General features: G+C 70.2%; 21 protein-coding genes. 14 read left to right on the forward strand and 7 right to left on the reverse strand.

Annotated features, from left to right (window positions below; all coding sequences use genetic code 11):
• Positions 1 to 76: 76 nt before the first annotated feature.
• The 6 genes from ftsZ to LGR54_RS19810 all read left to right on the forward strand — a co-directional run bounded on the left by ftsZ (position 77) and on the right by LGR54_RS19810 (position 9,038).
• Positions 77 to 1,819, forward strand: coding sequence for a cell division protein FtsZ (gene ftsZ / locus LGR54_RS19785; protein ID WP_230363692.1), 1,743 nt, complete (start codon positions 77 to 79; stop codon positions 1,817 to 1,819).
• A 308-nt stretch (positions 1,820 to 2,127) separates the two neighbouring features.
• Positions 2,128 to 3,069, forward strand: a complete 942-nt coding sequence (gene lpxC / locus LGR54_RS19790) for a UDP-3-O-acyl-N-acetylglucosamine deacetylase (protein ID WP_230363693.1) — start codon at positions 2,128 to 2,130, stop codon at positions 3,067 to 3,069.
• A gap of 185 nt (positions 3,070 to 3,254) precedes the next feature.
• A complete protein-coding gene (locus LGR54_RS19795) occupies positions 3,255 to 4,133 on the forward strand; it encodes an outer membrane protein assembly factor BamD (protein ID WP_255607752.1) in 879 nt (292 codons plus the stop codon).
• 130 nt (positions 4,134 to 4,263) lie between these two features.
• Positions 4,264 to 5,952, forward strand: a complete 1,689-nt coding sequence (recN, locus tag LGR54_RS19800; protein WP_230363694.1) for a DNA repair protein RecN — start codon at positions 4,264 to 4,266, stop codon at positions 5,950 to 5,952.
• Entirely contained in the window at positions 5,949 to 8,429 is a 2,481-nt protein-coding gene (gene ligA / locus LGR54_RS19805) for an NAD-dependent DNA ligase LigA (RefSeq protein ID WP_230363695.1), read from the forward strand. The genes recN and ligA overlap by 4 nt, the downstream gene beginning before the upstream one ends.
• Positions 8,430 to 8,480: 51 nt before the next feature.
• Positions 8,481 to 9,038 (forward strand): cysteine hydrolase family protein, encoded by a 558-nt coding sequence (locus tag LGR54_RS19810; protein WP_230363696.1) that lies wholly within the window; start codon positions 8,481 to 8,483, stop codon positions 9,036 to 9,038.
• A gap of 240 nt (positions 9,039 to 9,278) precedes the next feature.
• Here LGR54_RS19810 and LGR54_RS19815 read toward each other — a convergent pair whose 3' ends face one another.
• The 3 genes from LGR54_RS19815 to LGR54_RS19825 form a co-directional block, all read right to left on the reverse strand.
• The gene (locus LGR54_RS19815; RefSeq protein WP_230363697.1) at positions 9,279 to 9,431 is read right to left on the reverse strand and encodes a DUF3309 domain-containing protein; all 153 of its coding nucleotides are present in this window, start codon (positions 9,429 to 9,431) and stop codon (positions 9,279 to 9,281) included.
• 142 nt (positions 9,432 to 9,573) lie between these two features.
• Positions 9,574 to 11,412: an aminopeptidase P family protein gene (locus tag LGR54_RS19820; RefSeq protein ID WP_230363698.1), complete on the reverse strand. Its 1,839-nt coding sequence runs from the start codon at positions 11,410 to 11,412 to the stop codon at positions 9,574 to 9,576.
• A 98-nt stretch (positions 11,413 to 11,510) separates the two neighbouring features.
• Complete coding sequence (locus LGR54_RS19825; RefSeq protein ID WP_230363699.1) at positions 11,511 to 12,119, reverse strand: LysE family translocator; 609 nt, start codon at positions 12,117 to 12,119, stop codon at positions 11,511 to 11,513.
• A gap of 119 nt (positions 12,120 to 12,238) precedes the next feature.
• On the opposite strand from LGR54_RS19825, the gene LGR54_RS19830 reads away from it, so the two are divergent.
• From LGR54_RS19830 to LGR54_RS19850, 5 genes are all read left to right on the forward strand, one after another.
• Positions 12,239 to 13,033, forward strand: a complete 795-nt coding sequence (locus tag LGR54_RS19830) for a transporter substrate-binding domain-containing protein (RefSeq protein ID WP_230363700.1) — start codon at positions 12,239 to 12,241, stop codon at positions 13,031 to 13,033.
• Between the two features lie 188 nt (positions 13,034 to 13,221).
• On the forward strand, positions 13,222 to 15,720 hold the full coding sequence (locus LGR54_RS19835) for an ATP-dependent helicase (protein WP_230363701.1): 2,499 nt from the start codon (positions 13,222 to 13,224) through the stop codon (positions 15,718 to 15,720).
• A gap of 180 nt (positions 15,721 to 15,900) precedes the next feature.
• Positions 15,901 to 16,095, forward strand: a complete 195-nt coding sequence (locus LGR54_RS19840; protein ID WP_230363702.1) for a type II toxin-antitoxin system HicA family toxin — start codon at positions 15,901 to 15,903, stop codon at positions 16,093 to 16,095.
• Between the two features lie 11 nt (positions 16,096 to 16,106).
• Positions 16,107 to 16,400, forward strand: a complete 294-nt coding sequence (locus tag LGR54_RS19845) for a type II toxin-antitoxin system HicB family antitoxin (RefSeq protein WP_230363703.1) — start codon at positions 16,107 to 16,109, stop codon at positions 16,398 to 16,400.
• Between the two features lie 71 nt (positions 16,401 to 16,471).
• Positions 16,472 to 17,398, forward strand: a complete 927-nt coding sequence (locus LGR54_RS19850; protein ID WP_230363704.1) for a 50S ribosomal protein L11 methyltransferase — start codon at positions 16,472 to 16,474, stop codon at positions 17,396 to 17,398.
• A 54-nt stretch (positions 17,399 to 17,452) separates the two neighbouring features.
• Here LGR54_RS19850 and LGR54_RS19855 read toward each other — a convergent pair whose 3' ends face one another.
• Both LGR54_RS19855 and LGR54_RS19860 read right to left on the reverse strand, forming a co-directional pair.
• On the reverse strand, positions 17,453 to 17,680 hold the full coding sequence (locus tag LGR54_RS19855) for a hypothetical protein (RefSeq protein ID WP_230363705.1): 228 nt from the start codon (positions 17,678 to 17,680) through the stop codon (positions 17,453 to 17,455).
• Between the two features lie 160 nt (positions 17,681 to 17,840).
• Positions 17,841 to 18,353, reverse strand: a complete 513-nt coding sequence (locus LGR54_RS19860) for a thioesterase family protein (protein WP_230363706.1) — start codon at positions 18,351 to 18,353, stop codon at positions 17,841 to 17,843.
• 264 nt (positions 18,354 to 18,617) lie between these two features.
• On the opposite strand from LGR54_RS19860, the gene LGR54_RS19865 reads away from it, so the two are divergent.
• Together LGR54_RS19865 and LGR54_RS19870 are read left to right on the forward strand one after the other, a co-directional pair.
• The gene (locus tag LGR54_RS19865; RefSeq protein ID WP_370638240.1) at positions 18,618 to 20,033 is read left to right on the forward strand and encodes an FAD-binding oxidoreductase; all 1,416 of its coding nucleotides are present in this window, start codon (positions 18,618 to 18,620) and stop codon (positions 20,031 to 20,033) included.
• 143 nt (positions 20,034 to 20,176) lie between these two features.
• A complete protein-coding gene (locus LGR54_RS19870; protein WP_230363707.1) occupies positions 20,177 to 23,866 on the forward strand; it encodes an AsmA family protein in 3,690 nt (1,229 codons plus the stop codon).
• Between the two features lie 14 nt (positions 23,867 to 23,880).
• On the opposite strand, the gene serB is transcribed toward LGR54_RS19870, so the two are convergent.
• Positions 23,881 to 24,777, reverse strand: coding sequence for a phosphoserine phosphatase SerB (gene serB / locus LGR54_RS19875; protein WP_230363708.1), 897 nt, complete (start codon positions 24,775 to 24,777; stop codon positions 23,881 to 23,883).
• Between the two features lie 83 nt (positions 24,778 to 24,860).
• Between serB and miaA the strand changes: the two genes are divergently transcribed.
• Positions 24,861 to 25,799 (forward strand): tRNA (adenosine(37)-N6)-dimethylallyltransferase MiaA, encoded by a 939-nt coding sequence (miaA, locus tag LGR54_RS19880; protein ID WP_230363709.1) that lies wholly within the window; start codon positions 24,861 to 24,863, stop codon positions 25,797 to 25,799.
• An 85-nt stretch (positions 25,800 to 25,884) separates the two neighbouring features.
• On the opposite strand, the gene LGR54_RS19885 is transcribed toward miaA, so the two are convergent.
• On the reverse strand, positions 25,885 to 26,367 hold the full coding sequence (locus LGR54_RS19885; RefSeq protein ID WP_230363710.1) for a nuclear transport factor 2 family protein: 483 nt from the start codon (positions 26,365 to 26,367) through the stop codon (positions 25,885 to 25,887).
• Between the last annotated feature and the right edge of the window lie 73 nt (positions 26,368 to 26,440).

Genomic DNA, 26,440 nt, shown 5'->3' on the forward strand with positions numbered 1-26,440 from the left:
ACATCCGCGCCGGCGGAACCGGCACCACAGAAATCGAGTCGGGACGCGTGCCCGCCGGCGTTAGGGGACAGATTCAATGACCATCAACCTCCAGGTGCCTGATATTCGCGAGCTGCGCCCCCGGATCACCGTGTTCGGCGTCGGCGGCGCCGGCGGCAACGCCGTCAACAACATGATCACGGCCGGCCTGTCGGGCGTGGACTTCGTGGTGGCCAATACCGACGCGCAGGCGCTGGCGCTCTCCAAGGCCGAGCGCATCGTGCAGATGGGCGTCGCCGTCACCGAGGGCCTCGGCGCCGGCTCGCAGCCGGAAGTCGGCCGCGCGGCGGCGGAAGAGGCGCTCGACGAGATCCGCGATCACCTCGCCGGCGCGCACATGGCGTTCATCACCGCCGGCATGGGCGGCGGCACCGGCACCGGCGCGGCCCCCGTCATCGCCCGCGCCGCCCGCGAGCTCGGCATCCTCACCGTCGGCGTGGTGACCAAGCCGTTCCACTTCGAAGGCCAGCGCCGCATGCGCATCGGCGAGATGGGCATCGCCGAGCTGCAGAAGAGCGTCGACACCCTCATCATCATCCCGAACCAGAACCTGTTCCGGGTGGCCAACGAGAAGACCACCTTCGCCGACGCCTTCGCGATGGCCGACCAGGTGCTGTATTCCGGCGTCGCCTGCATCACCGACCTGATGGTGAAGGAAGGCCTGATCAACCTCGACTTCGCCGACGTCCGCGCCGTGATGCGCGAGATGGGCAAGGCGATGATGGGCACCGGCGAGGCCTCCGGCGAGAAGCGCGCTCTGCACGCCGCCGAGGCGGCGATCGCCAACCCGCTGCTCGACGAGGTGTCGATGCGCGGCGCCCGCGGCCTCCTGATCTCGATCACCGGCGGCCGTGACCTCACCCTGTTCGAGGTGGACGAGGCGGCGACCCGCATCCGCGAGGAAGTCGACCCGGACGCCAACATCATCCTCGGCGCCACCTTCGACGAGACGCTGGAAGGCATCATCCGCGTGTCGGTCGTCGCCACGGGCATCGACCCGGCGGTGATCCCCGAGCAGATCCCGCACAGCCTGTCCAACCTCGCCGACATCGGCGGCCGCCGCGTCTCCAATGCCGGCCGCTTCGCCGTCGAGGCCCGCCGCGACGCCGCGCTGCGCTCGGTCGCCTCGGCGCTGAGCGAGGAGCCGGTCGCGCAGCACCAGGCCTACGAGCCCGCCTTCGCCGCCCCGAGCGCCAATGAGCACGTCTACGCCTCGGACACCGGCTACGCGCCGCAGGCCGGTGCCATCGACGACGTCACCATCCGCTCGCTGCCGCCCAAGCCGCAGCTCTATGTCGAGCAGGAGCAGCCGCAGGCCGCCGCCTACGACTACCAGGACGAGTCGCTCGAGCCGTTCATCCCGCCGCAGGCCGAGCGCCCCGAGCAGCGCGCGCCCCGCATGCCGCGGGTCGAGGAACTGCCGGTGCCGGCGCAGAACCAGATCCGCGCCGCCCGCGGCGAGCCGACCGAGCAGCAATATGCCGAGAAGAAGCGCATGACGCTGCTGCAGCGCCTCGCCCATGTCGGCCTCGGCCGCCGTGAGGAAGAGGAAGAGGTCGATCCGCCGGCGGAGGCGCGTCCGGTGGTGCGCCGCGCGCCGCAGCAGCAGGCCTATGCCGAGGAGCGCCCGCTCGCCGAGCGTCGCCCCGAAGCGTCGGAGTTCGCCAAGCGCCCGGTGCAGCAGCGCCCGATGGACCAGCATGGCCGTCCGCAGCAGGCCGCCCGCCCGGCCGAGGACGACCATCTCGACATCCCCGCCTTCCTGCGCCGTCAGGGCTGAGGGAAACGGTAGCGCGCTCCTGGTAACGGACCGTTACCAAATGTTTAACGCAGTGCAGCGCCCGGACCGTGAGGTCCGGGCGTTTGCATTTGATCTTAAGGGTTTATTTCCCGTCCAAGGTGTATTGCAGGACGGTAACAGACGGTAAGCAAGCGTGATTTGGCACGCGAGGGGGCGCTGACTATCGTGAAGTCAGAAAGTGCCGTCGGGAGATTCGGATCTCCGTGGAATCCTGGTGGCCGATTGTGACTGTATCGAGGTCTTAAGGGGGAATGTCGCCGGCTCCGGCGCGTTCCTGGGATGACGGAATGAACGCAGTAAGCCAAACCACCCTTGCCGACAGCGTCGCCTTCAGCGGCGTTGGCGTTCATTCCGGCAAGGCGGCGCGCATGACCGTCTCTCCCGCCGCGGCCGATACCGGCATCGTCTTCCATCGTTCCGACGCCTCCCGCTCGGTGCGCGCCTGCCGCGACGCCGTGCGCGGCAGCGACCTCGCCACCGTGCTGCGCGACGCGGAAGGCCCGGCGGTCTCCACCGTCGAGCATCTTCTCGCCTGCCTCGCCGGCCTCGGCATCGACAACGCCCATGTCGAGATCGACGGGCCGGAAGTGCCGATCCTCGACGGCAGCGCCGATCTCTTCGTTACCGCCATCGACGAAGCCGGCATCGTCGAGACCGATCACGCCCGCCGCTATCTCAAGGTGCTGAAGACCGTTCGGGTCGAGACCGAGAGCGGCTATGGCGAGCTGTCGCCCTACGATATGGGCTTCCGGCTCGAGGTCGAGATCGACTTCGCCCACGCCGCCATCGGCCGCCAGCGCTATGCCGCCACTCTGTCGCCGGACGTGTTCCGTCGCGAGCTGGCGCCGGCCCGCACCTTCGGCTTCCTCAGCGACGTCAATCGCCTCTGGGAGGCCGGCTATGCGCTCGGCGCCTCGCTGGAGAACACCATCTGCGTCAGCGAGGACGGTGTGGTGAACGAGGGCGGGCTGCGCTGGTCCGACGAGTTCGTCCGTCACAAGGCGCTCGATGCTGTCGGCGATCTCGCCCTTGGCGGCATGCCGCTGCTGGGGCGCTACCGTTCCTATCGCGGCGGCCACAAGCTGAACTTCGCCGTGGTCGACGCCCTGCTCGCCGATCGTTCGGCCTATGAGATCGTCGAGGCGCGCCTGCCGAGCCGTCGCGCCCTGCGCGGGACCGCCGGTCTTGGCGTCGCGGTGGCGATGCCGGCGCACGCGCCGGAGCTCTGAAAAACGCCACGCCATGGGCCGGCATTTGCCGGCTCCGCCGCGTTGCCGCGTACATTGCCTGTTCGTGGCATCCCAGTCGCCATAATCCGGTCGGAAAGCGGCGCTAGCGGCTAGACAGGGACTTGTGTGCCGGGCAGGGGCCGCGGCGGGGGGCGGTGGCTCCCGGATCGGGATCGAAAGCTGTGATGCGTCTTCTCCATCTCGCCGGCCGCAACCAGCCGGCGCCGCGAACCACTCGTGTCGCCGGCCTGTTCGCGCTGGCCCTCGCCGCCCTCCCGATGGCCGGCTGCGCCAATCTCTTCGATACCAAGGAAGAAGAGCTCGTCGTTCCCGACGTGCCGGCGGAGCAGCGCTACAATGAGGGCCTGACCCTCATGCAGAAGGAAGACTATTCCGGCGCGCTGACCCGCTTCGAGGACGTGGACCGCCAGCACCCCTATTCGGAATGGGCGCGCAAGGCGATGCTGATGATCGCCTATGTGAACTATTCCCAGGGCAAGTATGACGAGTGCATCGGCGCCGCCAAGCGCTACCTTGCCCTGCACCCCGGCTCGGCCGATGCCGCCTATGCGCAGTATCTGGTCGCGGCGGCGAATTTCGACCTCATCCCCGACATCTCCCGCGACCAGACCCGCACCCAGCGGGCGATGGACTCGCTCGACGAGGTGGTCCGCAAATATCCCGACACGGAATATGCGGTCAGCGCCAAGAAGAAGCTGGAGATGGCCCGCGACCAGCTCGCCGGCAAGGAGATGATGATCGGGCGCTACTATCTCGAGCAGCGCAACTATGCCGGGGCGATCAACCGCTTCAAGGTGGTCGTGACCCGCTACCAGACCACGCGCCACGCCGAGGAGGCGCTGTATCGCCTGACCGAGGCCTATATGGCGCTCGGCGTCGTCAACGAGGCGCAGACCTCGGCGGCGGTGCTCGGCTATAATTTCCCGGAAAGCACCTGGTACAAGGACGCCTACAAGCTGGTGCAGTCGCGCGGCGTCAACCCGCAGATGAACAACCAGTCGTGGATCGCCAAGGCTTTCCAGGGCTTCAAGCTCGGCTCCTGACGGGCGCACCGCGCTGGTCGGGCTCGCGGCGATTTCTCGCCGCCCGACGTGAACACAACGCGAAAATGCTCTAGAACCTGCCTTGCGCCGGCGCCTGCTTCGCCGGCGGGATTCGCTTCGGAGCTGACGCATGCTCGCTGCCCTGGCGATCAGGGACATCGTCCTCATCGAACGGCTCGACCTCGCCTTCGAGCCCGGCCTGACCGTGCTGACCGGCGAGACCGGTGCCGGCAAGTCGATCCTGCTCGACGCCTTCACCCTGGCGCTGGGCGGGCGCGGCGACGGCTCGCTGGTGCGCCACGGCGCCGGCCAGGGGCAGGTGACGGCGGAGTTCGACCTTGCCCTCGACCATCCGGTGCGGGCGCTGCTGGCGGAGGCCGGCATCGCCGATGACGGCGCGCTGGTGCTGCGCCGCATCCAGCACGCCGACGGGCGAACCCGCGCCTTCGTCAACGACCAGTCGGTGAGCGCGCAGATGCTGCGCGCGCTCGGGGCGGCGCTGGTGGAGATCCACGGCCAGCATGCCGACCGGGCGCTGGTGGATACCTCCTCGCATCGCGTTCTGCTCGATGCCTTCGGCGGCCTGACCGTCGCGGCCGCCGAGGTGGCCGGCCTGTGGCGGCGCTGGCGCGCGTTGACCGAGGAACGCGACGCCGAGCGGGCCCGGCTCGACGAGGCCGCCCGCGAGGCGGATTTCCTGCGCCACGCGGCCGAGGAACTCGCGGCGCTGGGCGCCGAGGCTGGCGAGGAGGAGCGGCTGGCGACAAGGCGCTCGGAGATGATGCGCTACGAGAAGATCGCCACCGATCTCGGCGAGGCGCATGAGGCGGTCGGCGGGCACGGCTCGCCGGTGCCGGCGCTTGCCGCCGCCGTGCGCCGGCTGGAGCGCCGCGCCGGCGAGGCCGAGGCGCTGGTGCGCCCGGCGGTGGAGGCGATCGACCATGCGCTGAACGCGCTCGAACTGGCGCGCACGCTGCTGGAGGCGGCGCTGCGCGCGGCGGATTTCGACCCGCGCGAGCTGGAGCGGCTCGAGGAGCGGCTGTTCGCGCTGCGCGCCGCCGGCCGCAAATATAGCTGCCGCGTCGACGACCTGCCGCAGACCATCGCGCGCTTCGTCGGCAAGCTGGAGGCGCTGGACAATGGCGCGCAGGCGCTGGCCGGTCTGGAGGCGCGGGCCGCTGAGGCGGAGGGCGCCTATCGCGCCGCCGCCGGCACTCTCTCCGAGCGCCGCCATCGCGCCGGCGTCGCGCTCGACGCGGCGGTGAACGCCGAATTGCCGCCGCTGAAGCTGGAGCGGGCGCAGTTCACCACCGATATCCAGACCGATGCGGCCGGCGGCGGCGCCGACGGCTATGACCGCGTCGAGTTCTGGGTGCGCACCAATCCCGGCACAAGGCCGGGGCCGATGATGAAGGTCGCCTCCGGCGGCGAGCTCGCCCGCTTCCTGCTGGCGCTGAAGGTGGTGCTGGCCGACAAGGGCTCGGCGCCGACGCTTGTGTTCGACGAGATCGACACCGGGGTGGGCGGCGCGGTGGCGGACGCCATCGGCGCGCGGCTCGCCCGGCTGGGCGCCAAGGCGCAGGTGATCGCGGTGACTCATGCGCCGCAGGTGGCGGCGCGGGCCGTGCAGCACTACCGCATCGCCAAGGAGATGACCGCCGAGCGCGACCGCGTCGCCACCCATGTCGCCCCGCTCGCCCCCGACCATCGCCGCGAGGAGATCGCCCGCATGCTGTCGGGCGCCGAGATCACCACCGAAGCCCGTGCCGCCGCCGAGCGGCTGCTGAAGAGCGCCGAGACCGTGAAGTCGACCGCATGACCGCATCCCCCGCCGATATCGCCGTCGAGAAGCTCACCGCCGACGAGGCGGCCCAGGAACATGCGCGGCTCGGCGAGGAGATCGCCGGGCACGACCGGCGCTACTACCAGGACGACGCGCCCAGCGTCTCTGACGCGGACTATGACGCGCTGCGCCGCCGCTACGAGGCGATCGAGGCGGCGTTCCCGGAGCTGAAGGGCCTCGACAGCCTCTCCGAGAAGGTTGGCGCGGCACCGTCAGCCAGATTCGCCAAGATCCGCCATGCGGTGCCGATGCTGTCGCTCGGCAACGCCTTCTCCGACGAGGAGGTGGAGGAGTTCGTGGCACGCATCCGCCGCTTCCTCGACCTCGCGCCAGACGCGGACCTCGTCCTCACCGCCGAGCCGAAGATCGACGGGCTGAGCTGCTCGCTGCGCTATCAGAAAGGCACGCTGGTCAGCGCCGCTACCCGCGGCGACGGCTTCGAGGGCGAGGACGTCACCAATAATGTGCGGACGATCTCCGAGATCCCCGCGCAGCTCGCCGGCCGCGACATGTTCGAGATCCCCGACGTGTTCGAGGTGCGCGGCGAGGTCTATATGGGCCATGCCGACTTCGCGGCGCTCAACGAGCGCCAGCAGGAGGCGGGCAAGCCGGTGTTCGCCAATCCGCGCAACGCGGCGGCCGGCAGCCTGCGCCAGCTCGATCCGAAGATCACCGCCGCCCGGCCGCTGCGCTTCTTCGCCTATGCCTGGGGCGAGGTGAGCCCGGGCGGGCTGCCGGCAGACACCCAGTCCGGCGTCATCGCGGCGTTCAAGCGCTGGGGATTGCCGACCAATCCGCTCACCGTGCGCTGTCACTCGTCCGCCGAGCTGCTGGCGCATTACCGGATGATCGGCGAGCGGCGGGCCGAGCTCGGCTACGACATTGACGGTGTCGTCTACAAGGTGGACCGGCTCGACTACCAGGACGAGCTCGGCTTCATCGCGCGCTCACCGCGCTGGGCGATCGCGCACAAATTCCCGGCGCAGAAGGCGGTGACGCAGCTGCTCGGCATCGACATTCAGGTCGGGCGCACCGGTGCGCTGACCCCGGTCGCCAAGCTGGCGCCGATCACGGTGGGCGGCGTGGTCGTCTCGAACGCCTCGCTGCACAATGAGGACTACATCGCCGGCATAGGCGGCGACGGCGAGCCGATCCGCGGCATCGTCGACGGCCGGCCGGTCGACATTCGCATCGGCGATTTCGTCACCATCCAGCGGGCCGGCGACGTCATCCCGCAAGTGGTGGACGTGGTGCTGGAGCGCCGCCCGGCGGAGGCGACCCGCTACGTGTTCCCGCATGTCTGTCCGGCCTGCGGCTCGCACGCGGCGCGGGAGGAGGGCGAATCGGTGCGCCGCTGCACCGGCGGCTTGATCTGCCCGGCGCAGGCGGTGGAGCGCATCCGTCATTTCGTCGCCCGCGACGCCCTCGACATCGAAGGGCTCGGCGACGAGAACGTGCAGACGCTGTTCGAGGCCGGGCTGCTGCGCACCCCGGCCGACATCTTCCGGCTGCACACGCGCGGCGAGGAGGTGCGGGCCGCGTTCTATGCCCAGCGCGAGGAACGCGCCCGCCAGCGCGAGATCGAGACCGGACAGGCACGCAAGAAGGTGCTGACCGAGGAGGAACGCCAGTTCCTCGGCGTCGACAAGCTGTTCGCCTCCATCGACGAGCGCCGCGAGGTGCCGCTGGCTCGTTTCGTCTATGGGCTCGGCATCCGCCATGTCGGCGAGGTGACGGCAAAGGCGCTGGCGCGGACCTACCGCAGCATCGAGGCGCTGCGCGCCGCGCTGGAAGCCGCCGCGCCGGGCCGTCCGGGCGAGGCGTGGGTGCGGCTGCTCGATTTGCGTTCGGTCGGCAAGACCAAGGCCGAGGCGCTGGCCGAGGCGATGGCGGGGATCGAGCCGGGCGGGATCGAGCCGGGCGCGAGCGCCGAGGCGGTGCTGCGCGACGTGTTCGCCCGTGCGCGGCCGAACGCCCCGCAACGGGTGGCGATCCGGCAAGCCTACGGCGCCGACGGCGACATCCTCGCCGCGCTCGCCGACGCCCGCCGGCAGAGGCCGGGCAAGGGTTTTCTCGACCTCGCCGGCGTGCCGGATGTCGGCGAGGTGGCGGCGACCTCGCTGTGCGAGTTCCACGCCGAGGAGCACAACCGCCGCCTGCTCGACGAATTGCTGGCCGAGATCCGGGTGATCCCCGCCGAGGCGGCGCCAGCGGCGTCCGGCGCGGTGGCCGGCAAGACCGTGGTGTTCACCGGCGCGCTGGAAAAGATGACCCGTGACGGCGCCAAGGCGATGGCCGAGCGGCTCGGCGCCAAGGTCGCCGGCTCGGTGTCGAAGAAGACCGACTACGTCGTCGCCGGCGCCGATGCCGGCTCCAAGCTCGCCAAGGCGCGCGAGCTCGGCGTCGCCGTGCTCACCGAGGACGAGTGGCTGGCGCTGGCCGGCGACGGCTGAGCCGGCGTTTTCTCTGTTTATTGCGTTCATCATCCCGTCGAGGAGCCTCCCATGGCCGACACCACGCTGCTGCTGATCGACATCCAGAACGACTATTTCCCCGGTGGAAAATACCCGCTAGTCGGCATGGAGGAGGCGGCCGTCGAGGCGGCCCGCCTGCTCGAGGCGGCGCGCCGGCAGGGGCACGGCATCGTGCATGTCCGCCACGAGGATCCCTCGCCGGAGGCCGGCTTCTTCGGCAACGGCACGACCGGGGCTGAGATCAACCCCGCCGTGAGCCCGCAGGCGGGCGAGCCGGTGGTGGTGAAGCAGAACGTCAACGCCTTTCTCGACACCGCGCTCGACGCGACGCTGAAGGGGCAGGGGACCAATCGGCTCGTGATCGTCGGGGCGATGAGCCATATGTGCGTCGACGCGGCGACGCGGGCCGCGCTCGACCTCGGCTATCAGGTGACGGTGGCGCATGACGCCACCGCGACGCGCGACCTCGGCTTCGGCGGCACCGATGTGCCGGCGGCGAGCGTGCAGGCGGCGCTGATGGCGGCGCTGGAATTCGCCGGGGCGGGCATGAAGACCGGCGCCGATATCGCCGAGGAATGGGGCGCCTGACGCTATCCGATCACGGGCTGACGGGGCGTCCCGCCGGCTTATCTGCCGACCAAAACGATAAGGGCCGCCGCGGGGGGAGACGCGGCGGCCCTTCTTTGGAGGTGCGTAGGGGTTCGGCCAGGATATGGCTTGGACGCTACGCGAGGCCTCCAGCTTCCCTGATTGCGTGCGCGGGCTGCGGTGCCGTGCCGGTGGGGCCGTGCCGCGGGCGTGGGCGCGGTCGCTGATGGCGCGGTGTGACTATACCCGTCCGGTGAGCATCATCACGATCAGAATAACCACAAGAATCGTGACGATTCCGCTCGGGCCATAACCCCAGCTGCGGCTGTATCCCCAGCTGGGCAGGGCGCCGACCAGGATAAGGATCAGGACGATCAGAAGAATAGTGACCATGACGGCGTCTCCTTCGGGTCCCATAGACTTGGGTTGCGAGGAGAACGCCTGTCCTGCACGATGGTTCCATTGAACCATCGTGCTCTTCTTCGTTGATCCAGCGAGAAGGGCGTGGAGGGCAGCCCGTCGGCTACCCGCTCGCTCAGCCCTGCAGCGGGGCGGTGGCCTCGATCAGCCACCCGGCCACCTCGGCTTCGCCGGCAACCTGCGGGCCGATCAGCTCGCGCACCCGGGCATGGTAGTCGTCCAGCCAGGCGATCTCTTCGTCGGTGAGCATCACCGGGTCGATGACCCGCCGGTCGAAGGGGGCGAAGGTGATGGTCTCGAAGCTGAACAGCTCGCGCTCGCCGCCGGGCGGGATGGGCTCGGCCTGCACCACGATCAGGTTCTCCAGCCGGATGCCGAAGCCGCCTTCCTTGTAGAAGCCGGGCTCGTCGGAGAGAACCATGCCTTCCTCCAGCGGCACGGTGCCGAGCTTGGAGATGCGCGCCGGCCCCTCGTGGACCGAGAGATAGGCCCCCACGCCGTGGCCGGTGCCATGATCGAAATCGAGCCCGGCCGCCCACAGGAACTGGCGGGCGAAGGGATCGAGCTGCGCGCCGGAGGTGCCTTTCGGGAAGATGGCGCGGGCTACCGCGATGTGGCCCTTGAGCACGCGGGTGTAGCGGTCGCGCATCTCGTCGCTGGGTTCGCCGACCGGCAAGGTGCGGGTGACGTCGGTGGTGCCGTCCTCATATTGCGCGCCGGAATCGATGACGAACAGCTCGCCGAGGTTGAGAGGCCGGTTGCTGGCCTCGCTGACCCGGTAATGCGGCAGCGCGCCGTTTGGACCGGCGCCGGCGATGGAGGGGAAGGACAGGTCCTTCAGCAGCCCGGTGTCACGGCGGAAAGTCTCCAGCGCCACCACGCAGTCGATCTCGGTGAGCGCGCCCTTGGGCGCCTCGCGGTCGAACCAGGCGAGGAAGCGGATGAGCGCGGCACCGTCGCGCCGATGCGCGGCGCGCATGCCGGCGAGCTCGGCGGCGTTCTTGGCCGCCTGCATCAGCGCCACCGGGCTGGCGCCGCGCGAGACCTTGCCGCCCGCCGCCTCGATGCGGGAGGCGAGCTGGGCGGGGGCGGTCGCCTGGTCGAGGCGGATGGTGGCGCCGCCGGCCGCCACCAGATCGAGGGCGCGCTCCAGCATCACCGGTTCGGCGATCTCCGCCTGCGTGGCCAGCGCGTCGCGCACGGCGTTGGAGAGCTTGCGGGCGTCGACGAACAGCGTCGGGCGTCCCTCGCGCGGCACGATAGCCCAGGAGAGCGGCAGCGGGGTGAAGGAGACGTCGCCGCCACGGATGTTGAAGGTCCAGGCGACGCCATGCGGATCGGAGAGCACGACGGCGTCGAGCTTTTCCGCCGCGAGCTTCTCGCGGATGCGGGCGAGCTTCGATTCGGTGGTCTCGCCCGCCAGCGCCGGATCGCGCAGCGTGACCGGCGCCGCCGGGGCGGCCGGGCGGTCGTTCCACGCGGCGTCGATGGGATTGCCGTCGACCGCCACCAGCACGGCGTCGGCGCTGGCCGCCGCCTTGCGCAGCCGGTCGAGCGCGTCGAGCGTGGTCAGCCACGGGTCGTAGCCGATGCGGGCGCCGGCGGGCGCCTTGGCGGCGAGCCAGGCTTCCGGGCTCTGCTGCGCCAGCTGCACCACGGTGTAGGAGCCGGGATCGGTCTGGGCGGCGGCCTGGATGGTGTAGCGCCCGTCGACCACGAGGGCGGCTTCCTGGCGTAGCACCAGGGCGATGCCGGCCGAGCCGGTGAAGCCGGTGAGCCAGGCGAGGCGCTCGTCGCAGGGCGGCACATATTCGTTCTGGTGCGCGTCGGCGCGGGGAACGACGAAGCCGTCCAGCCCGCGGCGGTCGAGCTCGGCGCGCAGCCGCGCGAGATGGGCGGCGCCGTGCTCGGGGGCGGCGGAATCGGCGAAGGATTGCAGCGTCGAAGCGGGCATGACAGGCACTCTCTCAGGCACGAAGGAGGGAACGGAGACGGCGGCGCGTCTCGCTCGGCATGGAGCGACACTCGGCTGTGGCCGGGCGTCGCTGCGGGCTAGGCACGGCTATGCATGGCCCGGCCGGCATCCCACAGCGACTTGGCGCCGAAGGCGATGAACATCACCCCGACGAGGCGGGTGATGAGGGTGCCGTGGCGCATGAACACCCGCCGCACCGGGGCGAGGCCGGCGGCCCAGACCAGGATGATATCGGCGGCGATGAAGCCGATAAAGGCCGCCGCCATCAGGATGGGCGCGTCGCTCCAGGCGAGCGAGGTGGCGTAGCTGGCGGTGAGCGCCGTGTACATCGCCACCGACACCGGATAGGCCTTCGGGTTGGTGAGGCCGAACAATATGCCGGTGATCAGCGGCCGGCCGGCGCCGATCGGCGCGCCGGTGCTGCCCTTCGAGGTCAGCGCCTTGACGCCGAGCCAGCACAGGTAAAGTCCGCAGGCGATGCCGAGCAGATCGAACAAAGTCGGCCCGAGCTGGTTGACGCCGATGATGGCGGCGAAGGCCAGCGTGCCCCAGAACAGGTCGCCGACGAGATGGCCGCTGACGAACCGCACCCCGGCGCCGCGCCCCTGCGCGGCGGCGAGCGAGAACAACGCCAGGAAGGCCGGACCGGGCATCAGCACGTATAGCGCGCCGGCCAGCGCGGTCATCGTAAAGAGTCCGTACGACATGTTGGGGGAACCGGCTGGACGAGGAGAGACGATTGCGCCAGCATCGACCCGATCCCTTGGAACGTCAATCTGACCGCCCGGCAAATGGAGCTTCCCTCATGGTCCGGACGGCTTGCCGCCGACTGGCGTTCGTCGCCATCGGCCTGATGCTGGCGTTGTTCCCGGCGCTGTCGCCGGCGGTGGCGCAACTGACCGTCGGCGTGCATCTCGACAACCGGCCCTGGGAGTTTCGCGACGAAAAAGGCGCCTATGTCGGCTTCGACATCGACATGGTGCAGGCGCTGGGCAAGGAGCTCGGCGTCGAGGTGGCCCTGCGGCCGATGGGCTTTGCCGAACTGTTCGAGGCGCTGGACGCCGGGCGGGTCGACGTGGTGGCGAGCAGCATCACCGTGACGCCGGAGCGGCTCGGCCTCTTCGATTTCACCCAGCCCTATTACCGCACCTCGCAGGCGGTGGCGGTGCTGAAGACCTCCGGCATCCGCGATCTGGCGGGGCTGGCCGGCAAGACGGCGGCGACGACGCCCGCCTCGACCAATGCGCAATGGCTGGAGGCGAGCAAGGGCCGCTACGCCGTCCGCGCCATCCGCTATGTCGACGGCCTCGACCAGGCGCTGGCGCTGCTGCGGAGCGGTGAGGTGGCCGCCTATTTCGGCGACGAGCCGGCGCTGCTCTACGCGCTGCTGGACAGCCGCGACCTCGCCGTCATCGCCCGGCTGCCGACCGAGGACCGCTACGCCCTCATGCTGCGGCGCGGCTCCGCCTGGACCGGGCGGGTCGACGCGGCCCTGTCGCAGATCAAGGCCAAGGGCACGCTGGCGGAGATCCACCGCAAGTGGTTCGGCTCCCGCCCGCCGGCGGATTCACCGGTGACGACGGTGCTGCCGCGCCCTTGAAAAAGCGGTGCGCATCGGGCCGGCCTCGCCAAACGGACCTGCCGATGCCATTTTGTTCCTGCAAGAATCGCCGGCGCTGTTGCCGGGAAGGCCGAGTGAGGCTTTCCCGGCAACAGCGCCGGCTTATTGAGGCGCGCGCGCTTTCCTGAAGTTGTCCGGGCGATGTCGTCCGGCCGGAAGCCGCGCTGATGACGAGAACGAGCGGGCCCTTGGCCGACCCCTGGAATACACCGGACGACGACATTCCCTTCGACCTGCCGGCGCACACGCCGCGCCCGGGCGGCATCGCCGCGCGTGCCCGCGCGGGCGCCCAGCCGCCCGGCCCGGTCGGCCGCGCGCCGGCCTATCTCGACGGGCTGAATCCCGAGCAACGCGCCGCGGTGGAGGCGACCGAAGGCCCGGTGCTGGTGCTCGCCGGCGCCGGTACCGGCAAGACGCGGGTGCTGACCACCCGCATCGCGCATATCCTCTCGCTCGGCCTCGCCTGGCCCTCGCAGATCCTCGCCGTGACCTTCACCAACAAGGCGGCGCGCGAGATGAAGGACCGCATCGGCGCCATGGTCGGCGAGCAGGTGGAGGGCATGCCGTGGCTGGGCACCTTCCACTCCATCGGTGTGCGGATGCTGCGCCGGCACGCCGAGCTGGTCGGGCTGAAGTCGGGCTTCACCATTCTCGACACCGACGACCAGATAAGGCTGCTCAAGCAGCTGCTGCAGGCCGAGCAGATCGACGAGAAGCGCTGGCCGGCGCGGCTGCTCGCCAACACCATCGACGGCTGGAAGAATCGCGGCCTGACGCCGGACATGGTGTCGGCCGGCGAAGGCGCAGCGTTTGCGAACGGCCGCGGGCAGAAGCTCTATGCCGACTATCAGGCGCGGCTGAAGGCGCTGAACGCGGTGGATTTCGGCGACCTGCTGCTGGAGAGCATCCGCCTCCTGCGCGAAAATCCCGATGTGCTGGCGGAATACCACAAGCGCTTCCGCTACCTGCTCGTCGACGAATATCAGGACACCAACGTCGCGCAGTATCTCTGGCTGCGGCTACTGGCGCAGGGCTCGCACAATGTGTGCTGCGTCGGCGACGACGACCAGTCGATCTATGGCTGGCGCGGTGCCGAGGTGGACAACATCCTGCGCTTCGAGAGCGACTTTCCCGGCGCCACGGTGGTGCGGCTGGAACGCAATTACCGCTCCACGGGCCATATCCTCGGCGCCGCCGCACATCTGATCGCCCATAATGAGGGGCGGCTCGGCAAGACGCTGTTCTCCGAGGGTGACAGCGGCGAGAAGGTGACGGTGACCGGCGCCTGGGACAGCCAGGAGGAGGCGCGCGCCATCGGCGAGGAGATCGAGGCGCTGCAGCATCAGGGCCGCTCGCTGTCGCAGATGGCGATCCTGGTGCGCGCCTCGTTCCAGATGCGCGAATTCGAAGACCGCTTCGTCACGCTGGGGCTGAACTACCGCGTCATCGGCGGCCCGCGCTTCTACGAGCGGGCGGAAATCCGCGACGCTCTGGCCTATCTGCGCGTCATCGCCTCGCCGGCCGACGACCTCGCCTTCGAACGCATCGTCAACGTGCCCAAGCGCGGGCTCGGCGATGCGGCGCTCCGGCAGATCCACGACCATGCGCGCGCCGTCGGCGTGCCGCTGGTCGAGGCGGCGCGGCAGCTGGTCGGCTCGGAGGAGCTGAAGCCGAAGGTGCGGCTCACTTTACGTGACCTCGTCGGCTCCTTCGACCGCTGGCGCGAGCAGATGGGCAATCTGCCGCAGAGCCAACTCGCCGAGATCGTGCTCGACGAGAGCGGCTATACCGAGATGTGGCAGAAGGACCGCTCGGCCGATGCCGCCGGGCGGCTGGAGAACCTGAAGGAACTCGTGCGCTCGATGGAGCCGTTCGAGAACCTCGTCGGTTTCCTCGAGCACATCTCGCTGGTGATGGACGCTGAGGGCTCCGGCGCCGGCGATGCGGTCAGCATCATGACGCTGCATTCCGCCAAGGGGCTGGAATTCGACGTAGTGTTCCTGCCCGGCTGGGAGGAGGGGTTGTTCCCGCACCAGCGCGCGCTCGACGAGCAGGGGCGCGCCGGGCTGGAGGAGGAGCGGCGCCTGGCCTATGTGGGCATCACCCGAGCCCGCCGGTTCGCCAAGGTGTTCTTCGCCTCCAACCGGCGCATCCACGGCATGTGGCAATCGAGCGTGCCGAGCCGCTTCCTCGACGAATTGCCGGAAGCGCATGTCGAGGTGACGGAATCGCGTGGCGGCCATGGCTGGGGCGGAGCGACCAGCGCCGGGCGCTATGGATACGGCCCGAGCCGCTTCGACGAGGCGCAGACCTTCGGCTCGACCTATTCGACGCCGGGCTGGCAGCGGGCGCAGAGCCACGCGCAGGCCAATGCGAGCGCGAATGCGGGCACGCAGAACTCCCGGCGCGAAGGGCAGTTTGGCGGCTTCTCGGAGGGCGCCTCGCGCTACAGCCCGGGCGCGTCGCGGGGCGGCGGGCGCATCATCGAGGGGCAGCTGGTGGCGAGCTCGACCGGGGCGCCGTCGCGCTTTCCGGTGGGGACGCGGGTGTTCCACCAGAAGTTCGGCTATGGCGAGGTGACGGCGGCCGAGGGCAACAAGCTCACCGTGCAGTTCGACAAGGCCGGCGAGAAGCGGGTGCTCGATACCTATGTCGAGGGGGTGTGAGGTTTCTGTGGATGGCTTAGGAATGTCGACGCGGCTGGCCGGGAACGTCTGCCTGGGATGGCCGATGGTTAACGTTAAGAACGACTGATTACGGGTCAGGTGTTCAAATCTGGCATGTTTTTATTGGTATGAATTTCCCGTCTAAGTCTGAGCCGGTGACTTCAAACACGCCGGTGAACCATGCTGACGAGCAGCCGCGACATCAAGAAGCGCCTCGAACGCGAGGGCTGGGTAGTGGATCGCGTGAAGGGATCGCATCACATCTTCCGTAATCGGGAAAGCGGGGCGATACTCGTGCTGCCGCATCCGAAGAAGGATCTCGGCTCGGGTCTGGTTCGCGCCATCTACAAGGCGGCGGGATGGGTACTCGACTGATCGGGAGAGTCATGACGCACTACGTTGCCATCGTTGAGGATGCTGGGCCGACTACCGCAGCCGGCATCTGGTTTCCCGACCTTCCAGGTTGCTTTGCCGCGGGCGATGATGTCGATGAGGCTCTTCGCCACGCGCCGGAGGCGATTGGGCTGTTTGCCGAGGCTCTGGAGGCTCAAGGCAAAGCGTTGCCCGCCGCGCGTTCGCTTTCGGAACTACGGCGCGATCCCGCTATAGCTGATGATCTGCGCCAGCATCTCGTAGCGCTGGTCTCTTTCCCCGCTGGCTCGCGCGAGGCGGCGGAATAGTCGGCGCCTCTGGCCTTCCGGCGCGCGCTTTCGTAAACAGCGCGCATTCCTTTCCACCCGCGAGGCCGGCCATGCTCGAAGGACTTCCGCCCAACGGTGCGTCGCATGTGATGCGCGTCGACGCGCCCGAGCACGAGGCGCGGGCGATCGCCGAATATCTCGGCGAGAGTTTCGATCCTGCCGAGGTGGCGACCTCCGCCTTCGAGGTCGAGGACCGCGCCGAGGGCTCGGGCTGGGCGGTGGAGGTCTATTTCGCCGAGGAGCCGGACGAGGAGAGCGTGCGCGAGCTGATCGCCCTCGTCTCGCCGGCGGCGGCAGAGGCGGCGGTGTTCTCCATCCTCGACAAGAAGGACTGGGTGGCCGCCTCGCTGGAGGGGCTGGCGCCGGTGGCGATCGGCCGCTTCGTGGTGCACGGCTCGCATGATCGCGACCGGGCCGGCGGCGGCAGCCGCATCGGCATCGAGATCGAGGCGGCGCTCGCCTTCGGCACTGGCCATCACGGCACCACCAAGGGCTGCCTCGCGGCGATCCACGCCTATGGCAAGCGCCGGCGGCCGGCGCGGACGCTCGATGTCGGCACCGGGACGGGTGTGCTGGGCATGGGGGCGGCGCTGCTGTTCCACACGCCGGTGCTGGCGAGCGACATCGACCGGGTGGCGGTGGCGACGGCGAAGGAGAACGCCCGCGCCAATCATGCGGCGCCGTTCGTGCGCTTCCTGCACGCGCCGGGGCTGGGTGCGCAGGAATTTCGCGGCCAAGGGCCCTACGACCTGATCCTCGCCAATATTCTGCTGGCGCCGCTCAAGGGCATCGCCCGGCCGCTACGGCCGCTGCTCGCCAAAGGCGGGACGGTGGTGCTGTCGGGGCTACTGCCCTCGCACGCCAATGCGGCACTGGCCGCCTATCGCGCGCAGGGGCTGTATCTCAAGCGTCGCCGCACCATCGAGGGATGGACGACGCTGGAGCTGGCGGCCGATGCAGGCCGGCCGCGGCGCTAGGCGCTCGCGGAAGGTTCCTGCGCCGGCACCGGAGGCCGGACGATTATGTCGGGGTCAGCCGACGCGATCGGCGCGCACGAAGAGTTCGAGCACCGAGGCCTGGTGGGCGTCATACTTGCCGACATGGGCATGGCGTGCGAGCTCGAGGCGGGCTTGTGCGGTACGGGCCTCGATGAGCCGGTCGAGCAGACGGCCGAAGACGCCGCGCGAGGGGGCGTCGGCTTCCGGCTGGCGGGCGGCAGGATCGGTGTGGATCGCGGCAATGGCAAAAGACGTGGCCATGAGGTGTCTCCGTCGGAGCAAGAGTTTATGCCACGCAGCATAAACCTTTTGCGGCGCACAAAAAGCGACGCAAACTCATGGCAGGCCTGCAACTATCGCAAAGCGGACCGATGCGGAGCATGGCGGGCGCCGGACAGGCCGGCGACCGCCCGAAGCTGCCTCAGGAGAGGCGGATCGGCATGTTGACCGGCCGGCCGAGCCCGTCGGGCGGCGGCAGGGCGCCATGCGCCGCCCGCATCAGCGCGAGGCGCTCCAGCACCTCGTCCGGGAAGGGCGAGGGCCGGCGGGTGCCGGTTTCCACATGCAGCGCCACCAGCTCGCAGGTGGCTGCGGTCCAGCCCTCGCGGGCATGGTGCATCTCCTGGAACAGGTGCATGCGCTTCTCGTCGTAATTGACGAGACGCAGAGTCACCCGCACCTCATGGCCCGCGCGCAATTCGCGCAGGAAGCGCTGGTGCGACTCCACGGTGAAGAAGGAGGAGCTGCGGGTTTCCGTCAGATGCGGCCCGAGCCCGACCAGGAACACCGCCTCGTCGACCGCGCGGTCGAACAGAAGGCTGTAATAGGCTGTATTCAGCTGCCCGTCGTAATCGACCCAACCGGGCTCGACCGCCATCGCGGACGAGACGAATGGGGCGAAGAATACGGGTTCGAAATCGATCCCGTCCAGCATGACACCATTCCCGACTTTGTGGAGCGCCGCCGTTCACGAGGAACGTCACGTCCGCGCGCTGCCTTATTGACAAGCATTGTGCCGACTTTCGGTGCAACCGTCACCTGCCGAAATGGCGTTAGAAGGGCGGAATTCGTGTGTTTCCGCGGAATCTGTCGGCGCGGTTCGCGAATCACCTGTCACGGACACCTCGCCCCGGGCGCGCGGAGGGTATATGGCTCGCGCGCGTGAGGCGCCGTAGGGCAGGACGAAGAGGAGGCGGAGATGGCCGAGCTGATGGACGGGACGACGGAAGAACGGGCGGCCGAGGCGGGAGTCGCGGTGGCGATTGCCAGCCTTGCCAAGCACTTCGGCGACCGCCTCGCCACCGGCCGGGCGATCCGCGAGCAGCACGCCAACACGCTCACCTGGCTCGGCAACCAGGCGCCCGACGCCGTGGTGTTCGCCGAGAGCGAGGACGACGTTCAAATTATCGTGCGTACCTGCGCCGCCAATGGCGTGCCGGTGATCCCGTTCGGCACCGGCTCGTCGCTGGAAGGCCAGATCAACGCGCCGCAGGGCGGCATCTCCATCGACCTGTCGCGGATGAACCGCGTCCTCGCCGTAAATATGGAAGACCTCGACTGCGTGGTGGAGCCGGGCGTCACCCGCAAGCAGCTCAACGAGCATCTGCGCGACGTCGGCCTGTTCTTCCCCATCGATCCCGGCGCCGACGCCTCGCTGGGCGGCATGGCCTCCACCCGCGCCTCCGGCACCAATGCGGTGCGCTACGGCACGATGAAGGACAATGTTATCTCGCTGAACGCGGTGCTGGCCAATGGCGAGCTGATCACCACCGCGCGGCGCGCCCGCAAGTCCTCGGCCGGCTACGACCTTACCCGTCTGCTGGTCGGCGCCGAGGGCACGCTCGGGGTGATCACCCAGCTGACGCTGAAGCTGTCCGGCCAGCCGGAGGCGATCTCCGCCGGTGTCTGCCCGTTCCCCACCATCCGCTCGGCCTGCGACGCGGTGATCGCCACCATCCAGTCCGGCCTGCCGGTGGCGCGCATCGAACTGCTCGACGAGGTGCAGGTGAAGGCGTGCAACGCCTATTCCAAGCTCGACCTCGCCGAGCAGCCGACGCTGTTCGTCGAGTTCCACGGCACCGAGGCCGGCGTGCATGAGCAGGCCGAGCGTTTCGGCGAGATCGCCACCGATTTCGGCGGCGGCGCCTTCTCCTGGGCGACGCGCCCGGAGGACCGTTCCAAGCTGTGGCAGGCGCGGCATGACGCCTACTGGGCCTGTCTGCCGCTGAAGCCGGGCGCCAAGGCGCTGGCCACCGATGTGTGCGTGCCGATTTCGCGCCTCGCCGAATGCGTCGACGAGACCAAGCGCGACATCGAGGAAATGGGCATGATCGCCCCCATCGTCGGCCATGTCGGCGACGGCAATTTCCACACGGTGACGCTGGTCGACATGGACGACCCGCAGGACGTCGCCAAGGCGAAGGACTTCATCTCGCGCATGGTGAAGCGGGCGCTGGCCATGGGCGGCACCGCCACCGGCGAGCATGGCGTCGGCCAGGGCAAGCGCAAATACATGGAAGCCGAGCACGGGGCGGCGACGCTCGACGCCATGCGGGCGATCAAGCAGGCGCTCGATCCCAAGGGCATTATGAATCCCGGCAAGATCCTGCCCTGAAGGCCGTTTTCGCCGGAATGCCTCACCATCGTGCTGTTGCATCGGTGTGGAGACTGCAAATAACGTCAAGCATGTAAGACTGTCGGCGGCCGGCTCCCGCGCAAGCGGCGGGAGGCCGGCGCGGCCGATCGCGGAGGAACCGGGTGCAGAATTTCCTGCTCACGCTCGCGGGTGCGGTGATCCTTGTGATCGCCGCCGCCTTCGCCGCTCCCTATCTGGTCGACTGGACGCAGTGGCGGGCGAGCTTCGAGGCGCAGGCGGCGCGGGTGATCGGCGCGCCGGTGGTCATCCGTGGCCCGATCGACGCCCGGCTGCTGCCGACGCCTTCCGTGGTGCTGCGCGACGTGTCGGTTGGCGTCGATGCCGGCGGCACCGGTCTCGCGGTGCGCGAGCTCTCCGCCAGCCTGAAGCTCGGCGACCTGATCCGCGGTGCGGTGGAGGTGCAGCACCTCACCCTCGACGGGCCGAGCGGCCGGCTGGTGCTGGACGCCACCGGCCGGGTGGCGCGGCCGACCGGCGCCGGTACCCCGTCCGATCTCGGCATCGCCGCTTTCACCATCCGCCAGGGCCGGCTGGAACTGATCGATCGCGCCAGCGGGCGCATGCTGCGCCTCGACGACATCGCCGCCACCGGGGCGCTCACCAGCCTCGCGGGGCCGCTGAAGCTCGATGGCGAGGTGACGGCGGCCGGCGCGCGGCACAAGCTGAAGATCGGTCTTGGCGGCTTCGCGCCCGACGGCACGTCGCGGCTGCGGCTGTCGCTGCAGCAGGTGGATTCACCGTTCCTGATCGATGCCGACGGCGCGCTCAGCCTCGCCAGCGGCCGGCCGGTCTTCGCCGGCAAGGCGAGCCTGTCCACGGTGCCCGCCGCGCGCTCCGGCGCCGCCGGTCCGGCCACCAATGGCGCTGGCGGCTGGAGCCTCAGCGGCACGGTCAACGCCACGCCGGCTTCGCTGGAGGCGAAGGATCTCACCCTGGCGCTGGGCTCGGCCGAGCGGCCGGTGGAACTCGCGGGTAATGGCCGGCTGACCACGACGCCGGCCAGCCAGAGCAGCCCCGGTACCTCGCGGCTGGAACTGAGCCTCGCGGCGCGGCAGATCGACCTCAATGCCGCTACCGGCGGGGCGCCGCCGCTGGCGGCACTCAACGACGTGGCTCGCGCCATCGCGCCGCTGGCCGGTGTCACCAGCGCCGGCACGCTCGACCTTGCCGCCGACACCGTGCTGGTCGCCGGGGCGACGATGCGCGAGATGAAGGCCGGGCTCGACTGGTCGGGCGGCAACTGGACGGTGCGGGGGCTGGAGGCGCGGCTGCCCGGCGGCGCGCGCGCCCGGCTGGCCGGCAAGGTGACCGGCAGCAGCGCGGCTCCGTCGGCCGGTGCCGGTGACGCGCCGGCGCTGTTCGCCGGTACGGTGGCGGCGACCGCCGATGATCTGCCGGCCTTTCTTGCCTGGGCGATGCCGCAGGCCGGCGGCATCGCCACCGGTCTGCCTCCGGGGGCGGCGAAGCTCGATGCCGGCATCGCGCTCGGTACCGACAAGATCGAATTGTCGGCGATGACCCTCGGTGCCGGTGGGCTGACTCTGACCGGCTCCGGCTCCTATGCCTTCGCTACCGGCGACCGTCGTGGGCGGGTCGATACGGCGCTGGTCGGCCGGAGCGTCGATCTCGACCCGCTGATCGCCCCGGCGCGGCGGCTGATGGCGGCGGGCGGCGAGGCGCTGGACATCGGCCTCACCTTCTCCGGCCGCGCGGTGCGGCTCGCCGGGGTGGACGTATCCGGCATCGACCTCGCGCTGACCGCCGGGACGCAGGGTATCGACATCGAGCGGTTGGCGCTGGCCAATTTCGGCGGCATCGACCTCAAGGGCGCGGGACGGGTGGCGGCGGCCGGCGATCCGGATGGTGGGCTGCACGCGACGCTGACCGGCGCGCGGGCGGACGGGCTGATGGCGCTGGCGCGGCTCTCGGGCTTCGAGCCGGTGCAGGAGGCGCTGGCCAAGCTCGGGCCGGACCTCGCGCCGGTGAACGCCGAGGTGACGCTGGCCTCCGCCGCCGGGCGGATGGACCTGAGCGTCGCCGGCCGGCTCGGCGCCTATTCCGGCAAGGGCGCGCTCGGCTTCGGCGGCACGCGGGCGGCCACCGGATCGCTGGCGCTCGACATCGCCGATGGCAGCACTTTCCTGACCCGGCTCGGCGTGCCCGCCATCCGGCCGAAGCTGGGGCCGGCGCGGCTGGAGCTGACCGCTACGCCGGCGCTCAAGGCCACATTCGCGCTGGCGGGTGCCCGGCTCGCCGCCGAGGGAACGCTGGCGCGGGCCGAGGATGGCGGGCTGGCGCCCGACCTCGCGCTGCAGCTTGACGAGGCCGACCTCGCGCGGCTGCTGCCGGACCTCGCCGCTGGCGGCCTGCCGAGCCTGCCGGCCCGGTTCGGCGCGCGGCTGACCCGCGAGGGGGACGGCTACCGCTTCGCCGGCCTGACCGGCAGCCTCGCCGGCACGCCGCTTTCCGGCAGCCTGGTCTATCGTCCGGGCGCGGCCGAGCCGATCGACGCCGATCTCTCGCTGCCAGACTGGCGGCTGACCACCGCGCTGGCGCTGGTCGTCGGCCGCTCCACCGGCGAGGGCCGCTGGTCCAGCGCCGGCTTCGCGCCGGCACCGCTCGCCAAGGCGGCCGGACGGGTGCGGCTCGATATCGGCCGGCTGGAACTGCCCGGCGGGCTCGCCCTCGACCGGGCGAAGCTGCGCGCGCGGCTCGCCGGCGGGCGGGTGACGGTGGAGGAGTTCGCCGGCGGACTGGCCGGAGGCGAACTCGGCGGCCGGCTCGACCTCACGCGGGTGGGCGCACTGGTACGGGCCGATGGCAATCTGACCGTGAAGGGCGTGCCGTCGGCGCCGCTGCTGATCGCCGCCGGTGTGGCGCGGCCGATGGCGGAGGGCGTGGTCGACCTGGCCCTCGACTTCACCGGCGCCGGCACCTCGCCGCGCGGGCTGGTCGCCAATCTGGCCGGGCAGGGCAGCCTGGCCATTGATGGTCTCTCGGTGGCGGCCACCTCTCCCGCCGCCCTGCAATATGCGATGCTCGCCACCGAGCGTGGCCTGCCGCCGGAGCCGCGCCGGGTGGGCGAACTGCTGGAAGAGGGGCTGGCGCGTGGGCCGCTGCGGCTTCCCCGTGCCGAGACGACGCTCGGCCTCGTGGCCGGGGTGGCGCGTAGCGGGGTGGCGCGGCTGACGGTCGGCGACCAGCGCTTCGCGCTCTCCGGCAGCTTCGATCTGGCGAGCTTCGGCATCGACGCGCTGGTGGAGATCGAGGATGCGGGCAAGGCGAGCGCTGGCGCCACTGGCACGGCGGCGCTGCCGGCCGCCGCCCTGCGCTGGGGCGGGCCGCTCGCCGCCCCGGAACGGCGTGTCGACGTCACCGCGCTCACCGCCGCCATCAACATGCGGGCGCTGGAGCGCGAGACCAAGCGGCTGGAGGCGGAATATGGCCGCACGCCGCTGACCAATGCCGGCCATGCCACCGATACGCCGCAAGCGCCGGTGTCTGCGCCGTTGTTGCCGCCGGTGCCGTTGTCGCCGCTGCCCCCGCCACCGATCAGCCTGCCGCCGGCGGCCGCGCCGGCGCCACTGCCGCAGTCGAACCCGCTGCCGGCACCCCGGCCGGTATTGCCGGCGCCGCAGCGTCAGGTACAGCGCGAAGTCCCGCGCGCGGCCTCACCCGCGCCGCCCTTCGAGATGGCGCCCGGCTCGGCGGCCCCGCCGCTGGCGCCGCCGATCGACATCGCGCCGGACGTGCTGCTCAACCCGATCATGCAGCCGCCGCTGGCGCCCTGATCGTTCGGGGCTACTCAGCCGGTGACGAACTCGTCGCGGGCATAGCCCTGTAGATAGAGCAGGGCGGTGAGGTCGGCATGGTCGATGCGCACCTGCGCCGCCGCCGCCACTGCGGGCTTTGCGTGATAGGCGACGCCCAGCCCGGCCTCGCCCAGCATGGCGAGGTCGTTGGCGCCGTCGCCGACCGCTAGCGTCTCATGCGCGGCGAGACCGAGTTCCTCGCGATTCTCGATCAGCGCGGCGAGCTTGGCCTCGCGGCCGAGGATCGGTTCGGCGACCGTGCCGGCGAACGCCTCCGCCTCGATGATCAGCTCATTGGCGCGGTCGGCATCGAAGCCGATGGTCGCGGCGATGGAGCGGGTGAACAAGGTGAAGCCGCCGGAGACCAGCAGGGTGCGGGCGCCGTTGGCCTTCATGGTGCGCACGAGCTCGGTGCCGCCGGGGGTGAGGCGGATGCGCTCGGCGATCACCTCGTCGACGACGGCGACCGGCAGGCCCTTCAGCAGCGCCACGCGCTCGCGCAGCGCCGGCTCGAAGGCGATCTCGCCGCGCATCGCCCGCTCGGTGATGGCGGAGACATGCGCCTTCATGCCGGCATAGTCGGCGAGCTCGTCGATGCATTCCTGGCCGATCATGGTGGAGTCCATGTCGGCGAGGAACAGCTTCTTGCGCCGTCCTTCAGCCGCCACCACCGCGATGTCGACCGGCGCCGCGCCGAGGGCGGAGCGCAGTGCATCCAAGTCTGTGCCGCCGGCGAAGCCGATCTCGGTGGCGATGCCCTCGGCCAGCACGCGCGGCGCCTGCGCGCCGGGCAGCAGGGCGGCGATCCGGCCCATCAGCGCCGCCTCGACGGCGGGAGCGGCGGGGTTGGCGACCAGGACGGCGTAGTGGCTCGGCGAATGGCTGGACATGTTCGGCTCGACTATGGGGTTGCCGGCGGGCCGGCGCCGGGCAACAAGGCTGCGCAGGGACATGATGCGCGGGAGGACGCGGAGTGACGGAGACCGGCGGGCAAAGCCCCATCCGGCCGCGCGCGGTGCTTATCGCAGGGCCGACGGCGAGCGGCAAGTCGGCGCTGGCGCTCGAGCTTGCCGAGCGGACCGGCGGGCTGGTGATCAACGCCGATTCCATGCAGGTCTATGCCGACCTCGCCGTGCTCTCCGCCCGGCCGACGCGGCAAGAGGAGGCGCGGGCACCGCACCGGCTCTACGGCCATGTCGACGGCGCGGCGGATTATTCCGTCGCCCATTGGGTGGAGGATGCCCGCGCCGTGCTGGCCCAAGCCGAGCGCGAGCGGCGGCTGCCGATCCTGATCGGTGGCACCGGGCTGTATTTCAAGGCGTTGGTGCAGGGCCTGTCGCCGATGCCGCCGGTGCCGGACGCGGTGAAGGCCGTCGTGCGGGGGCGCGGCGAGGACGCCGAGGCGCTCCATGCGCGGCTCTCCCGGATCGACCCGCTCACCGCCGCGCGGCTACGGCCGAGCGACACCCAGCGCCTCACCCGCGCCGTCGAGGTGTTCGAGGCGACAGGCCGGCCGCTGGCGCTCTGGCAGGACGAGGCGACGAGCCCGCCGCTGCTGCGGCCGGGGGAGGTGTTCGGCGTCTTCCTCGCCACCGACCGCACGGAACTGCGCGCCCGCATCGCCGCCCGCTTTCGCCAGATGATGGAGGCCGGAGCGCTGGAGGAGGTGCGTCGTCTGGTGGCGCGCGGCCTGCCGGCGGATCGCACCATCCTCAAGGCGCATGGCGTGCCCTGGCTGGCGCGGCATCTCGCCGGGGAGGTGACGCGCGAGGCGGCGATCGAGGGCGGCATCGCCGACACCAGGCGCTACGCCAAGCGGCAGGAGACCTGGTTCCGCCACCAGATCGAGGGCTTCGCCTGGCTGACCCCGCCCGAGGCGGCGCGGGCGTTCGCCGAGCGGGTGGTTGGCTGAGGACACGGGCTAGAGCCCTTTCCGATCAGGTGGAATCACCTGATCGATAAGAAAGTGCTCTCGATTCGATAAGCTGGAACATGTTCTAGAGGTCGAGGTCCGACAGGCCGGGATGATCGGCCGGGCGCGGGCCGGAACGGTCCCAATGGAACTTGCGGTCGGCGTCCTTGATCGGCAGGTCGTTGATGCAGGCATAGCGCCGCACCATCAGGCCGTTCTCGTTGAACTCCCAGTTCTCGTTGCCGTAGGAGCGGAACCAGTTGCCGGAATCGTCGTGCCATTCATAGGCGAAGCGCACGGCGATGTGGTTGTCGGTGAAGGCCCAGAGCTCCTTGATCAGCCGGTAGTCGAGCTCCTTCGCCCATTTGCGGGTGAGGAAGGCGACGATCTCCGCCCGGCCGCTGATGAACTCGGCGCGGTTGCGCCATTTGCTGTCCGGCGAATAGACCAGCGAGACCCGCTGCGGGTCGCAGGAATTCCAGCCATCCTCGGCGCCGCGCACCTTCTTGATGGCGCTGTCGCGGGTGAAGGGCGGTAGCGGCGGGCGCTGCTCGATCGTCTCGGTCATGGCGTCTTCCTCCGGTCGCGCGGCGCCTGCGGGCCGCCGCGTCGTTTCAATGCGTCTCTGTGGTCCCCGCGTG

Source organism: Ancylobacter sp. Lp-2 (genome assembly GCF_020523795.1).
GTDB lineage: Bacteria > Pseudomonadota > Alphaproteobacteria > Rhizobiales > Xanthobacteraceae > Ancylobacter.

Bases quoted from the DNA above. Each gene is read 5' to 3' on its own strand.
- ftsZ (WP_230363692.1), top strand. From the start codon at position 77: ATGACCATCAACCTCCAGGTGCCTGATATTCGCGAGCTGCGCCCCCGG.
- lpxC (WP_230363693.1), top strand. From the start codon at position 2,128: ATGAACGCAGTAAGCCAAACCACCCTTGCCGACAGCGTCGCCTTCAGC.
- LGR54_RS19795 (WP_255607752.1), top strand. From the start codon at position 3,255: ATGCGTCTTCTCCATCTCGCCGGCCGCAACCAGCCGGCGCCGCGAACC.
- recN (WP_230363694.1), top strand. From the start codon at position 4,264: ATGCTCGCTGCCCTGGCGATCAGGGACATCGTCCTCATCGAACGGCTC.
- ligA (WP_230363695.1), top strand. From the start codon at position 5,949: ATGACCGCATCCCCCGCCGATATCGCCGTCGAGAAGCTCACCGCCGAC.
- LGR54_RS19810 (WP_230363696.1), top strand. From the start codon at position 8,481: ATGGCCGACACCACGCTGCTGCTGATCGACATCCAGAACGACTATTTC.
- LGR54_RS19815 (WP_230363697.1), bottom strand. From the start codon at position 9,431: ATGGTCACTATTCTTCTGATCGTCCTGATCCTTATCCTGGTCGGCGCC.
- LGR54_RS19820 (WP_230363698.1), bottom strand. From the start codon at position 11,412: ATGCCCGCTTCGACGCTGCAATCCTTCGCCGATTCCGCCGCCCCCGAG.
- LGR54_RS19825 (WP_230363699.1), bottom strand. From the start codon at position 12,119: ATGACCGCGCTGGCCGGCGCGCTATACGTGCTGATGCCCGGTCCGGCC.
- LGR54_RS19830 (WP_230363700.1), top strand. From the start codon at position 12,239: ATGGTCCGGACGGCTTGCCGCCGACTGGCGTTCGTCGCCATCGGCCTG.
- LGR54_RS19835 (WP_230363701.1), top strand. From the start codon at position 13,222: ATGACGAGAACGAGCGGGCCCTTGGCCGACCCCTGGAATACACCGGAC.
- LGR54_RS19840 (WP_230363702.1), top strand. From the start codon at position 15,901: ATGCTGACGAGCAGCCGCGACATCAAGAAGCGCCTCGAACGCGAGGGC.
- LGR54_RS19845 (WP_230363703.1), top strand. From the start codon at position 16,107: ATGACGCACTACGTTGCCATCGTTGAGGATGCTGGGCCGACTACCGCA.
- LGR54_RS19850 (WP_230363704.1), top strand. From the start codon at position 16,472: ATGCTCGAAGGACTTCCGCCCAACGGTGCGTCGCATGTGATGCGCGTC.
- LGR54_RS19855 (WP_230363705.1), bottom strand. From the start codon at position 17,680: ATGGCCACGTCTTTTGCCATTGCCGCGATCCACACCGATCCTGCCGCC.
- LGR54_RS19860 (WP_230363706.1), bottom strand. From the start codon at position 18,353: ATGCTGGACGGGATCGATTTCGAACCCGTATTCTTCGCCCCATTCGTC.
- LGR54_RS19865 (WP_370638240.1), top strand. From the start codon at position 18,618: ATGGCCGAGCTGATGGACGGGACGACGGAAGAACGGGCGGCCGAGGCG.
- serB (WP_230363708.1), bottom strand. From the start codon at position 24,777: ATGTCCAGCCATTCGCCGAGCCACTACGCCGTCCTGGTCGCCAACCCC.
- LGR54_RS19885 (WP_230363710.1), bottom strand. From the start codon at position 26,367: ATGACCGAGACGATCGAGCAGCGCCCGCCGCTACCGCCCTTCACCCGC.